The 12,457-nt window shown below is 74.8% G+C and carries 10 protein-coding genes; 8 read left to right on the forward strand and 2 right to left on the reverse strand.

Annotated features, from left to right (window positions below; genetic code table 11):
• Positions 1–85 precede the first annotated feature (85 nt).
• Positions 86–2,224 carry a glycogen debranching protein GlgX gene (gene glgX / locus ACI8AD_RS20470; RefSeq protein WP_456872368.1) on the reverse strand — a complete coding sequence of 713 codons (2,139 nt, stop codon included), beginning with the start codon at positions 2,222–2,224 and terminating at the stop codon, positions 86–88.
• 132 nt (positions 2,225–2,356) lie between these two features.
• On the opposite strand from glgX, the gene ACI8AD_RS20475 reads away from it, so the two are divergent.
• From ACI8AD_RS20475 to ACI8AD_RS20500, 6 genes are all read left to right on the forward strand, one after another.
• On the forward strand, positions 2,357–3,124 hold the full coding sequence (locus ACI8AD_RS20475) for an ABC transporter ATP-binding protein (protein ID WP_456872369.1): 768 nt from the start codon (positions 2,357–2,359) through the stop codon (positions 3,122–3,124).
• Positions 3,125–3,161: 37 nt separating this feature from the next.
• Complete coding sequence (locus ACI8AD_RS20480; RefSeq protein WP_456872370.1) at positions 3,162–3,950, forward strand: enoyl-CoA hydratase/isomerase family protein; 789 nt, start codon at positions 3,162–3,164, stop codon at positions 3,948–3,950.
• Positions 3,951–4,066: 116 nt separating this feature from the next.
• Complete coding sequence (locus ACI8AD_RS20485; RefSeq protein ID WP_456872371.1) at positions 4,067–5,218, forward strand: ABC transporter substrate-binding protein; 1,152 nt, start codon at positions 4,067–4,069, stop codon at positions 5,216–5,218.
• A complete protein-coding gene (locus ACI8AD_RS20490; RefSeq protein WP_456872372.1) occupies positions 5,194–6,117 on the forward strand; it encodes an ABC transporter permease in 924 nt (307 codons plus the stop codon). The genes ACI8AD_RS20485 and ACI8AD_RS20490 overlap by 25 nt, the downstream gene beginning before the upstream one ends.
• A complete protein-coding gene (locus ACI8AD_RS20495) occupies positions 6,114–7,007 on the forward strand; it encodes an ABC transporter permease subunit (protein WP_456872373.1) in 894 nt (297 codons plus the stop codon). The genes ACI8AD_RS20490 and ACI8AD_RS20495 overlap by 4 nt, the downstream gene beginning before the upstream one ends.
• A complete protein-coding gene (locus ACI8AD_RS20500) occupies positions 7,004–8,110 on the forward strand; it encodes an ABC transporter ATP-binding protein (protein ID WP_456872374.1) in 1,107 nt (368 codons plus the stop codon). Before ACI8AD_RS20495 ends, ACI8AD_RS20500 begins: the two co-directional genes overlap by 4 nt.
• Here ACI8AD_RS20500 and ACI8AD_RS20505 read toward each other — a convergent pair.
• Positions 8,100–10,196 (reverse strand): protein kinase domain-containing protein, encoded by a 2,097-nt coding sequence (locus ACI8AD_RS20505; RefSeq protein ID WP_456872375.1) that lies wholly within the window; start codon positions 10,194–10,196, stop codon positions 8,100–8,102. The two genes, ACI8AD_RS20500 and ACI8AD_RS20505, sit on opposite strands and share 11 nt — an antisense overlap.
• A gap of 209 nt (positions 10,197–10,405) precedes the next feature.
• Between ACI8AD_RS20505 and cds1 the strand changes: the two genes are divergently transcribed.
• Together cds1 and ACI8AD_RS20515 are read left to right on the forward strand one after the other, a co-directional pair.
• Positions 10,406–11,542: an L-cysteine desulfhydrase Cds1 gene (gene cds1, locus ACI8AD_RS20510; protein WP_456872376.1), complete on the forward strand. Its 1,137-nt coding sequence runs from the start codon at positions 10,406–10,408 to the stop codon at positions 11,540–11,542.
• 119 nt (positions 11,543–11,661) lie between these two features.
• Entirely contained in the window at positions 11,662–12,441 is a 780-nt protein-coding gene (locus tag ACI8AD_RS20515; protein WP_456872377.1) for an electron transfer flavoprotein subunit beta/FixA family protein, read from the forward strand.
• Positions 12,442–12,457 lie beyond the last annotated feature (16 nt).

Here is a 12,457-nt window from a genome sequence, read left to right on the forward strand (position 1 = left end):
GGGCGTCCTCCCTCACGTCCCACCGTGCGGGAGGACGCGCCACGATCAGGTCACCTGATCCCGGCGGACCCCGACCCGGACGGCGTCACGGGCGGCGGAGGACCCGCAGCAGCCACACCGTGCGGGCCGGGACCTCGATCGGCCCCGGCGCGACGACGGCCGGCCGCGGCGGTGCCCCGGTGGCGTACTCGGTGCTGACGACGAACTCGTAGCCGTCGGCCCACGGCGCCCCGGGCAGGTGCACGGTCACCGGATCGGGCCCCGCGTGCAGCTGCACGAGGTAGGAGTCGTCGACCACCGGCCGGCCGTACGGGTCGCGGTGCCGGATCGCGCGCCCGTCGAGGTACATGCCGACCGTCTGCAGGCCGGCGTCGAACCAGTCCCCGGTGGTCAGCTGGCCGCCGCCGGGGGCGAACCAGGCGACGTCGCGGGTGCCGCCGGTCGCGGGGATCTCGTGGCCCTCGAAGAACGCCTCCTGGCGCAGCACCGGCGAGTCGCGGCGCACCTGCAGCAGCCGGCGGACGAAGGCCAGCAGGTCCGCGTCGACGCCGTCCCAGTCGATCCAGGACACCTCGTTGTCCTGGCAGTAGGCGTTGTTGTTGCCGCCCTGGCTGCGGCCGAGCTCGTCGCCGGCGGTGAGCATCGGCACGCCGGTGGACAGCAGCAGCGTGGCCAGGTGGTTGCGCACCTGCCGCGCCCGCAGCTCCTGGACCTCCGGGTCGTCGGTGGGTCCCTCGACGCCGCAGTTCCAGTTGCGGTTGTGGCTCTCGCCGTCGCGGTTGTCCTCGCCGTTGGCCTCGTTGCGCTTGCGCTCGTAGGTGACCAGGTCGGCGAGGGTGAACCCGTCGTGCGCGGTGACGAAGTTGATGCTGGCGAAGGGGCGCCGGCCGTCGGAGCGGTAGAGGTCCGACGAGCCGGTCAGCCGGTAGGCGAGGTCGCGCACGCCGACGTGCGCCCCGGACCACACGTCGCGCACGGTGTCGCGGTAGCGGCCGTTCCACTCGGTCCACAGCGGCGGGAAGTTGCCCACCTGGTAGCCGCCCTCGCCGATGTCCCACGGCTCGGCGATCAGCTTGACCTGGCTGACCACCGGGTCCTGGTGGACGACGTCGAAGAACGCCGAGAGCCGGTCGACGTCGTGCATCGAGCGGGCGAGCGCCGCGGCGAGGTCGAAGCGGAACCCGTCGACGTGCATCTCGGTGACCCAGTAGCGCAGCGAGTCCATGAGCAGCGCCAGCACCTGCGGGCGGCGGACGTCGAGGGTGTTCCCGCAGCCGGTGTAGTCGGTGTAGCGGGCCGGGTTGGCGCCGTCGAGCCGGTAGTAGCCGGGGTTGTCGATGCCCCGCAGCGACAGGGTCGGGCCGGTGGCGTCGCCCTCGGCGGTGTGGTTGTAGACCACGTCGAGGACCACCTCGATGCCGGCCGCGTGCAGCGCCTTGACCATCGCCTTGAACTCGGTCACCTGGGCACCGCCGGACCCCGCCGAGCTGTAGGCGGCGTGCGGGGCGAAGAAGGCCAGCGAGTTGTAGCCCCAGTAGTTGGTCAGCCCGCGGCGCAACAGGTGCGGCTCGCTGACGAAGTGGTGCACCGGCAGCAGCTCGACGGCGGTGACCCCGAGCGACTGCAGGTGCTCGACGAACGCCGGGTGCGCCAGGCCCGCGTAGGTGCCGCGCAGCGCCGGCGGGACCTCGGGGTGGCGCATGGTCGCGCCCTTGACGTGCACCTCGTAGATCACGGTGTCCGACCAGGAGGTGCCCGGCCGCCGGTCGCCGTCCCAGGGGAAGGAGTCGTGCACGACGACGCCGCGCGGCACGAACGGGGCCGAGTCGCGGCCGTCGGGGGTGGCCGCGTCGGGGCGGAAGCCGAACAGCGCCGGGTCGAGGGTCTGCTCGCCGTCGACCGCCCGCGCGTAGGGGTCCAGCAGCAGCTTGGCGGGGTTCCACCGCCAGCCGGCGCCGGGGTCGTAGGGGCCGTGCACCCGGTAGCCGTAGCGCTGTCCCGGGCCGACGCCGGGCAGCCGGCCGTGCCAGACCTGGTGGGTGGTCTCCTGCAGCCGGTGACGGTGCTCGGTCCCGTCGGGGTCGAACAGGCACAGGTCGACGGCGGTCGCACCGGCCGACCACAGAGCGAAGTTCGTGCCGGTGCCGTCCCAGTGCGCGCCCAGCGGCGCGGGGGACCCCGGCCACACGTCCGCGTCGTCGGGGCTGTCGTCGGCGGTGATCACCCGCCGATACTGCACGGTCCGTCCGTCGGGCGGAGGGATCAGGGCAGTTGGTTGGATGGGGCCGTGTCGAGCAGCGCCGTCTCGAGCGGTGGAGTGTCCCCCCGGCCCGCCGGAGCCGAGCCGGTCGTCCGGATGCGCGGGGTGGACGTCGTCCGCGGCACCTCGTACCTGCTGCGCGGGGTCGACTGGACGGTGCTGCCCGAGCAGCGCTGGGTGGTGCTCGGGCCCAACGGCGCGGGCAAGACGACGCTGCTGCAGCTGGCCGGCGCGCACCTGCACCCGACCCGCGGCGAGGTGCGGCTGCTCGGCGAGACGATGGGCGCGGTCGACGTCTTCGAGCTGCGCCCGCGGATCGGGCTGACCAGCGCCGCGCTCGCCCAGCGGATCGAGCCGGGGGAGCGGACCGGCGACGTCGTCCTGTCCGCCGGGTACGCCGTCGTCGGACGGGGCCGGGAGCGCTACGACATCCACGACCTCACCCGTGCCGCCACGCTCATGCAGCAGTGGGGGGTGCAGGCGATCGCCCACCGCCCCTTCGGGACGCTGAGCGAGGGCGAGCGCAAGCGGGCCCAGATCGCCCGCGCGCTGATGCCCGACCCGGAGCTGCTGCTGCTCGACGAGCCCGGCGCCGGTCTCGACCTCGGCGGCCGCGAGGACCTCGTCAGCCGGCTGTCCGACCTCGCCCGCTACCTCTACGCCCCGGCGCAGGTGCTGGTCACCCACCACGTCGAGGAGATCCCGCCGGGCTACACGCACGCGCTGCTGCTGCGCGAGGGCGCCGTCGTCGCCTCCGGCCCGCTGTCGCAGGTCATCACGGGTGACGCGCTGTCGACCACCTTCGGGCTGCCGCTGCGCCTGGAGCGCTCCGACGGCCGGTTCACCGCCCGCCGCCGCGGCTGAGCACCCTGGGGCGGGGCGCCTGGCTAGGGTGCCCGGCATGTCAGCAGCGCCGCAGTTCGTGACCCTGTCGGTCGAGGACGGGGTGGGCACCATCCGCCTCGACCGCCCCAAGATGAACGCGATCGACGAGCAGCTGCACACCGAGGTGCGCGCCGCGGCCCTGGAGGCCGGCGAGCGGGCCGACGTGCGCGCCGTCGTCCTGTACGGCGGTGAGCGGGTGTTCGCCGCCGGCGCCGACATCAAGGCCATGTCGCAGCTCGACGGGCGGTCGATGGTCGCCTGGGGCCGCGAGCTGACCAACAGCTTCACCACCGTCGCCCGCGTCCCCAAGCCGGTCATCGCCGCGATCACCGGGTACGCCCTCGGCGGCGGCTACGAGCTGGCGCTGTGCGCGGACTTCCGGGTGATGGGCGCCGGCGCCAGGATCGGCCAGCCGGAGATCCTGCTCGGCGTCATCCCCGGTGCCGGCGGCACCCAGCGGCTGGCGCGCCTGGTCGGCCCGGCCAAGGCCAAGGACCTGGTGTTCACCGGCCGGCACGTCGGCGCCGAGGAGGCGCTGGAGATCGGCCTGGCCGACGCCGTCGTCCCCGACGCCGAGGTCTACCCGACGGCGGTGGCGATGGCGCGCAAGTTCGCCGCCGGCCCGCCCCTGGCGCTGGCCGCCGCCAAGCGGGCGGTCGACGAGGGGCTCGACCTGCCGCTCGACGGCGGCCTGGAGCTGGAGAGCCGGCTGTTCGCCGAGCTGTTCGACACCGAGGACCAGAAGACCGGCATGCGCTCGTTCCTGGAGAACGGGCCGGGGAAGGCCACCTTCAGCGGCCGCTGAGCCCGCCGACGCCGAGTGTTCCCCGCGCCGTCACCCGGTTCGGCCCCGCCGCACGGTGCGGTTCTGCCACCATCCGCTCGGCCGCCCCGGCCGACCCCCGCCCCCCTGGAGGACCCGTGCGATCGACCCCCACCCTGAGGACCGCGACCGTGCTGGCGGCCGCGACCCTCGTGCTGTCGGCCTGCGGTGGGGGTGACGACGGCGGCAGCGGCGGCTCCGGCGGCGGCACCGACGCGGCGAGCGCCACGTCGGCCGAGGACCTCGGCGGCATGGACGCGCTGGTCGAGGCCGCGCAGGAGGAGGGCACGCTCAACGTCATCGCGCTGCCCCGCGACTGGGCCAACTACGGCGAGATGCTCGACACCTTCAGCGAGAAGTACGGCATCGAGATCGACGAGGCCAACCCGACCGGCTCCAGCCAGGACGAGCTCAACGCCGTGGAGAGCCAGCGCGGCCAGGACCGTGCGCCCGACGTCCTCGACCTCGGCACCGCGTTCGCCCGGCAGGCCCAGGCCCAGGACCTGCTCGCGCCCTACCAGGTGGAGACCTGGGACGAGATCCCCGAGGGCCAGAAGGACCCCGAGGGGCACTGGTACAACGACTACGGCGGCTACATCTCCATCGGCTGCAACGCCTCGGTGATCGCGCAGTGCCCGACCTCGTTCGAGCAGCTGCTCGACCCGCAGTACGCCGGCCAGGTCGCCCTCAACGGCAACCCGACGCAGGCCGCGGCGGCCTTCGCCGGGGTGTGGGCGGCCTCGCTGGCCACCGGCGGGGACCTCGACGACATCGGCCCGGGCATCGACTTCTTCACCCAGGTCAAGGACGCCGGCAACTGGAACCCGGTCGAGATTACCCCGGCGACCATCCAGAGCGGCGAGACGCCCCTCTCGATCGACTGGGACTACCTCAACGCCGCGCAGACCGCGACGTTCGCCGAGCAGGGCGTCGACTGGCAGGTGAACGTGCCCAGCGACGGGCTGTTCGGCGGCTACTACAGCCAGGCGATCAGCGCCTACGCCCCGCACCCGGCCGCCGCCCGGCTGTGGCAGGAGTTCCTCTACAGCGACGAGGGCCAGAACATCTGGCTGCGGGGCGGCGCCCGGCCGGTGCGCCTGCCCGCGATGGAGGAGGCCGGCACGGCCGACGCCGAGGCGCTCGCCGCCCTGCCGCCGGTCGAGGGCACCGCGGACTTCCCCACCCAGGAGCAGGAGAGCGCCGCCCAGCAGGTGGTCGCCACCCGGTGGAACCAGGAGATGTCCGGCTGAGCACCGCACCCGCACCCACCGCGCCGGCGTCCCGCAGGGGACGCCGGCGCGGCGCGCTGCTGCCCGCGCTCGGCGTCCTGCCGTTCCTGCTCTACGTCGCGGTCTTCCTGCTGCTGCCGGTCGTCGTGCTCGCCGTCGAGGCGTTCCGCGCCACCGACCCGGTCACCTTCGAGGAGAGCTGGTCCACGGCGAACATCGGCACGGTCACCGGCGGCGCCTACGGCCGCGCCTACCTCGGCAGCCTGCGGCTGTCGGCGGTCACCGCGGTGCTGGGCGCGGTGCTCGGCCTGGCGCTGGCCTTCGCCGTCGTCGGCACCCGGCGCGGCCGGCTGCTGCGCCGGCTGGTGCTCACCGCCTCCGGTGTGCTGGCCAACTTCGGCGGCATCCCGCTGGCGTTCGCGTTCATCGCCACCATCGGCACCGCCGGCGTCGTCACCGCCCTGCTCACCGACACCCTCGGCCTCGGCGGCTTCTCGCTGTACTCGATGACCGGCCTGGCCGTGGTCTACCTGTACTTCCTCGTGCCGCTGATGGTGCTGACCATCGTCCCCGCGGTGGAGGCGCTGCGGCCGCAGTGGCGGGAGGCCTCCGACGTCCTGGGCGCCAGCCGCTGGCAGTACTGGCGCCACGTCGGCGGGCCCGTCCTCGCCCCGCCGGTGCTCGGCGCCACGGTGCTGCTGTTCGCCTCCGCCTTCGCCGCCTACGCCACCGCCCGGGCGCTGGTCGGCTCCAGCCTGCCGCTGGTGACGCTGCAGATCGCCGACTCGCTGTCGAGCAACGTCGTCGTCGGCGCGGAGAACCTCGGCAAGGCGCTGGCGCTGGGCATGGTCGTGCTCGTCGGGCTGGTGATGGTCTTCTACACCTGGGTGCAGCGGCGCACGTCGCGGTGGCTGTCGTGAGCGCGACGACGGCCGGCGTCTCCACCGCGGCGGTGGCCGGCGCCGGCGGTGTGCAGCCGGGGACCCCGGTCCGGTCCGCCCGGCAGGGACGCGGCTGGTGGCGCTGGGCGGTGTTCGCCGTCCTCGGCCTGTACTTCCTCGTGCCGCTGGGCGCCTCGGTGTGGTTCACCGTCCGGGGCCGCGACGGGCTCACCGCCGACGCCTACACGGGCATCCCCACCGCCGAGGGGTTCGCCGAGACCTTCGGCCGCTCGCTGCTGCTCGGGGTGCTGACCGTCCTCGTCGCGCTGCTGCTCGTGGTGCCCACGGTGGTGCTCGTGGAGCTGCGGCTGCCGCGGCTGCGCCCGCTGGTCGAGTTCCTCACCCTCGTGCCGCTGCTGCTGCCGCCGATCGCGCTGGTGGTCGGCGTGCGCAGCGTGCTGGCCTGGGCGCCGGACCACTTCTACGGCACGCCGCTGGCCGAGGCGTTCTTCGCCCTCCAGGAGCCGGCGCTGCCGTGGATCCTGGTGCTCGTCTACGTCGTCCTGGCGCTGCCGTTCGTGTACCGGGCGCTGGACGCCGGCGTCCGCGGTGCCCAGCTGCGCACGCTCACCGAGGCCGCGCGGGTGCTCGGCGCCTCCTGGCCGCGGGTGATGGGGACCGTCGTGCTGCCGGTGCTGCGGACCTCGGTGCTCAACGCCGCCTTCCTCACCCTCGCGCTCGTCCTCGGCGAGTTCACCGTCGCCGCCGTCCTCGGCTTCGAGACCTTCCCCACCTGGATCGTGCGCATCTCCGGCTCGCAGCCGCGGCTGTCGGTCGCCGTCTCGGTGCTCTCCCTGCTGCTCACCTGGGTGCTGCTGCTGCTCATCTCCGCGCTGGACCGCCGGCGCCGCGAGGAGGACCCCGCATGACCGCCGTCCCCTCGGCTCCCCGCGCCGCCGCGCCCGCCGACCTGCGCGAGCAGGCGCCGGTCGGCGTCCGGCTGGAGGGGCTGACGCGCCGCTACGGCTCGGTGCTCGCCCTCGACGGGCTGGACCTGGACATCGCCGGCGGGGAGTTCCTCGCCCTGCTCGGGCCCTCGGGGTGCGGCAAGACGACGGCGCTGCGCGCGATCGCCGGCTTCGAGGTCCCCGACGCCGGGCGGGTGTGGTTCGACCGCCGCGACGTCACCGGGCTCCCGCCCGCCCGGCGCGACGTCGGCATGGTGTTCCAGGCCTACAGCCTGTTCCCGAACATGACCGTGGCCGACAACGTCGCCTACGGCCTGCGGGTGCGCCGCCGGGGGAAGGCCGAGCGGGCCGGCCGCGCCGCGGAGCTGCTGGAGCTGGTCGGCCTCGCCGACCGCGGCGGCCGCTACCCGCACCAGCTCTCCGGCGGCCAGCAGCAGCGGGTGGCGCTGGCCCGCGCGCTCGCCGTCGCCCCGCAGGTGCTGCTGCTCGACGAGCCGCTCTCCGCCCTCGACGCCCAGGTGCGCGTGCAGCTGCGCGAGGAGATCCGCCGCATCCAGCTCGAGCTCGGCACCACCACGGTGTTCGTCACCCACGACCAGGCCGAGGCGCTGTCGGTGGCTGATCGGGTCGGTGTCATGCGGGCCGGGCGGCTGGAGCAGGTCGCCTCGCCCGACGAGCTCTACGAGCGCCCCGCGACGGCGTTCGTGGCCTCCTTCGTCGGCACGATGAACCGCATCCCGGCCGTGCTCGGCGACGGCGACGTCGAGTTCCTCGGGGTCCGCCGCGAGGTGCTGGGCGCCACGCCGCCGCCCGGTCCGGCGTCCGCGCTGGTCCGCCCGGAGGCGCTGGCGGTCGAGGCCGACCCGCGGGGGACCGGCCGCGTCGTCACCCGCACGTTCTCCGGCGCCACCACGCGGCTGGCGGTCGCGCTGCCCGACGGCGTCGAGGTGCGCGCCGACGTCCCCAGCGCCGGCAGCCAGGGCCTCACGCCCGGGACGCCGGTCACCGTCACCCCCGCCGAGCGGCCGGTGCTGGTCGAGCCGGCCGCCCCGGTCACGCCGTGAGCCGGTAGACCACCACGGTGGCGTCGTCGAGGTTGGTGACGTAGGCCCGCTGCCCGTCCGCGGACACCGCCACGCTCGTCGGTGACGTGCCCGGGGTCGGGGAGGCGGTGACGTCGAGCGTGGCGGCGTCGACCACCGACATCGTGTTCCCGTCGACGTCGGTGGTGTAGAGGTGCCGGCCGTCGGGCGCCCACGCGACGTCCTGCGGGCTGCGGCCCACGGGACCGGTGTCGACGACGGTGTCGGTCGCGGCGTCGACGAGGCGGATCTCGTGGCTGCCGAAGGAGACGACGGCCACGCGGCTGCCGTCCGGCGAGATCGCGACGCTGTGCGGGGCGACGCCGGCCGGGATCTCCTGCAGCACCCGCCCGCCGTCGTCCAGGGCGAGCACGGACAGCACGCCGGACTCGTGGTTGGCCGCCCAGGCACGCCGGCCGTCGGAGGAGACGGCGATCCAGTGCGGGTTCGGCGCCACCGGGTAGGAGTCGACCTCCTCGCCGGTGGCGGTGTCGAGCACCTGCACCCGCGCCTCGTCGTGCAGCGGGACGTAGAGCCGGGTGCCGTCGGGGGAGACCTCCGGGGCGTAGGGCCGCAGCCCGACCGGGGCCGTCTGCAGCACCTCGGTGGTGGCCGTGTCGACGACGACGACCGCGTGCACGGTGTCGGCGTCGTCGTAGACGGTGACGTAGGCCCGGCTGCCGTCCGGGGAGAACGTGACGAACCGCGGCGGCCCGGCCTCGATGCGGATCTCGGCGCTCACGCTCAGCGAGGTCAGGTCGAGGACGCTGACCACGCCCGCGTCGCGGTGCGCGATGTAGGCGTACCGGTCGTTGGGCGCGATCGCGAGGTACCCCGGCGTCGCGGGGACGCGGATGGGGTCGCCGAGCCGGGTCGGCACCGCGAGGCTGGCCGGCGGCGGCCCGCTCGGCGTCGGGGCCGGGCTGGTCCCCTCGGGCGCGAGGGTGCTCTCCGGTGAGCCGGAGGGGGTCCCGGCCGCCGCGTCGGCCCCGCCGTCGTCGCGGGGCCACAGCAGCACGGCGAGGCCCGCGGCGACCAGGGCGAGGACGAGCGCGGCCGCCAGCGCGACCCGCCGTCCCGGGCGCCGGCCGGCCGGGGGACGGGACGGGACCACGGGCGGCGGCAGGGCGGGCAGCTGCTGCACGGAGCTGTGCGTGCCGTCGCCCGAGTGCACCCCCAGCACGGCGGTCGGGGCCGTCACCGTGCTCGCGGGCACGGTCGCCGTCGAGGAGGTCCCGGACCGTGGGGCGGCGGGCGGCTCCAGGGCGCGGCGTGCGGCGTCGATCAGCGCGCGGGGCGTCGGGTGGCGGTCCTCGGGACGCTTGGCCATGCCGCGGGCGATGACCGCGTCGAGGGCCGGGGGGACGCCGGGCACCAGCTCGCTGGGCCGGGGCGGGTCGACGTAGAGGTGAGCGTAGAGCAGCGCGGGCAGGTCCTCGCCGCGGAACGGGCGGCGGCCGGTCAGGCACTGCGCGAGGACGCAGGCCAGGGAGTAGACGTCCACCCGGCCGTCGATCGGCTGGTCGGTGAAGCGCTCGGGCGCCATGTAGTCCAGCGTCCCGACCGTGGCGCCGGTGATCGTCAGCGACGTCCGGGTGCTGCCGATGGAGCGGGCGATGCCGAAGTCCACGACGTAGACGAAGTCGGTGGGCGTCACCAGGACGTTGCTCGGCTTGACGTCCCGGTGCACCAGGGAGTCGGCGTGCGCGGCCTCCAGGGCGTCGGCGACCTGGGACAGCAGCGCCACCGTCCGCGCCGGCGGCAGCGGCCCCTCGCGGAGCAGGTCGCCGAGGTCGCGGCCGTCGACCAGCCGCATGTCGATGAACAGCCGGCCGTCGATCTCGCCGTAGTCGTGGATCGGCACCACGTGCGGCTCGCGCAGCCGCGCCGCGACGTGCGACTCGCGCCGGAAGCGGCTGGCGAACTCCGGGTCCCCGTTGAGGTTCTCGGGCAGCAGCTTGAGCGCCACCAGCCGCTGGCGGCGGGTGTCGCGGGCCCGCCACACCTCGCCCATCCCGCCCGTCCCGAGCAGGTCCTCCAGGACGTAGGGGCCGAACTCGCGCGACATCGGGGCTCCTCGGCTGGTCGGCCGGGCCACCGCGGGCGGCCGTCACCGGCAGGGGATCGGGTGCGCGCCGGAGCGTAGGGAGCCCACCGCCTCCTCCCGGGGCCACCCGGACCGCCCCGGCACCGGCCGCCGCGCGTCCCGCCCCACCGCCAGCACCCGGCGACGGAGTGTCCGCGGGGAGGGGAGCGGGCGTGCACGAGGATGGCCGGGTGAGCCAGCCCCCGCCGCCCGGTCCCGAGGTCGTCGGTCCCGAGGTCCTCGACGTCGACCGGTCCGACCCCGCCGGGCGCGCGTGGGTGGAGCGGGCCGTCGCCGTCGTCGAGGCCGACGCGGTGCGCAGCGCCGACACCCACCTGCTGGTCCACCCCCTGCCGCCGGAGTGGGGCGTCGACCTCTACCTCAAGGACGAGTCGACCCACCCGACCGGCAGCCTCAAGCACCGCCTGGCGCGCTCGCTGTTCCTGCACGCGCTGTGCTCGGGCTGGATCACCGAGGGCAGCACCGTCGTCGAGGCCTCCAGCGGGTCGACGGCGGTGAGCGAGGCCTACTTCGCGCGGATGCTGGGCCTGCCGTTCGTGGCGGTGATGCCGGCCTCCACCAGCCCGGAGAAGGTCGCGCTGATCGAGTTCGCCGGCGGGCGCTGCCACTTCGTCGAGCGCGCCTCCGACGTCTACGACGAGGCCCGCCGGCTGGCCGACGAGTGCGGCGGGCACTACCTCGACCAGTTCACCCACGCCGAGCGGGCCACCGACTGGCGGGGCAACAACACGATCGCCGAGTCGGTGTTCGAGCAGCTGGCCCTCGAGCGACACCCGGTGCCCGAGTGGGTCGTCGTCGGCGCGGGCACCGGCGGCACCAGCGCCACCTTCGGCCGCTACCTGCGCTACCGGCGGCACCCGACCCGGCTGGCCGTCGTCGACCCGGAGAACTCCGCGTTCTTCCCCGGCTGGGTGGAGGACGAGCCGGCGTGGACCACCGGCACGCCGTCGCGCATCGAGGGGATCGGCCGGCCGCGGGTGGAACCGTCGTTCCTGCCCTCGGTGGTCGACCGGATGATCCGCGTCCCCGACGCCGCGTCGCTGGCGGCGGTGCGCCACCTCGAGCGGGCGACCGGGCGGCGGGCCGGCGGCTCCACCGGCACCAACCTGTGGGGCGCCTACCGGCTCGTCGCCGAGATGGTGGCCGCCGGGCGCACCGGCAGCGTCGTCACCCTGCTCTGCGACGGGGGCGAGCGGTACGCGCACACCTACCACTCCGACGCCTGGGTGGCCGCGCAGGGGCTGGACCCGGCGCCGTACGCGGCGGTGCTCGAGGAGTTCTGCGCGACCGGCCGGTGGACGGGGTGAGCGGGGTCACCCGCACCCCGGCACGGCGCCCCGTTACCCGGCAGTAGCCTCCACTATCGGAGTCAGGCGGGCCCGCGGGTCCGCGTCCCCCATGACCGATCGCGGAGGTAGGTCTGGCGATGAACATCGTCGTTCTGGTCAAGCAGGTCCCCGACTCCGGCACCCAGCGCTCGCTGGACCCGTCGGACAACACCGTCGCCCGCGCCGCCGCGGACAACGTCATCAACGAGATCGACGAGTACGCCATCGAGGAGGCGCTGCAGGTCAAGGAGGCGCAGGGCGGTGAGGTCACCATCCTGACCGTCGGCCCGGCCAGCGCCACCGACGCGATCCGCAAGGCCCTGTCGATGGGCGCCGACAGGGCCGTCCACGTGCAGGACGACGCCATCCACGGCTCGTGCGCGATCCAGACCTCCGGGGTCCTGGCCGCGGCGCTGCAGCAGCTCGAGTACGACCTCGTCCTCATGGGCGCCACCTCGACCGACGGCCAGGTCGCGGTCATGCCGGCGCTGCTGGCCGAGCGGCTGGGCATCCCGCAGCTGTCGGGCGCGCAGAAGCTCACCGTCGAGGGCTCGACGGTCAAGGTCGAGCGGCAGACCGACGGCGGCTTCTGGGCGCTGGAGGCGCCGCTGCCGGCCATCGTGTCCACCTGGGACACCATCAACGAGCCGCGGTACCCCTCCTTCAAGGGGATCATGGCCGCCAAGAAGAAGCCGGTGGAGACCAAGTCGCTGGCCGACCTCGGCGTCGACCCGTCCGGCGTGGGCCTGGCCACCGCCACCAGCGCGGTCGTCGACGTCACCGGCCGCCCGCCGAAGGGCGAGGGCGTCAAGGTGACCGACGAGGGCGACGGCGCGGAGAAGCTCGTGGGCTTCCTGGCCGAGCAGAAGCTCGTCTGACCCGGCCCGGACCGCA

The sequence above is a fragment of the Geodermatophilus sp. SYSU D00766 genome (assembly GCF_054049915.1).

Coding starts and splice junctions, on each gene's coding strand:
- ACI8AD_RS20500 (WP_456872374.1), top strand. CDS start 7,004: ATGACCGCCGTCCCCTCGGCTCCCCGCGCCGCCGCGCCCGCCGACCTG.
- ACI8AD_RS20505 (WP_456872375.1), bottom strand. CDS start 10,196: ATGTCGCGCGAGTTCGGCCCCTACGTCCTGGAGGACCTGCTCGGGACG.
- ACI8AD_RS20515 (WP_456872377.1), top strand. CDS start 11,662: ATGAACATCGTCGTTCTGGTCAAGCAGGTCCCCGACTCCGGCACCCAG.
- ACI8AD_RS20475 (WP_456872369.1), top strand. CDS start 2,357: ATGCGCGGGGTGGACGTCGTCCGCGGCACCTCGTACCTGCTGCGCGGG.
- ACI8AD_RS20480 (WP_456872370.1), top strand. CDS start 3,162: ATGTCAGCAGCGCCGCAGTTCGTGACCCTGTCGGTCGAGGACGGGGTG.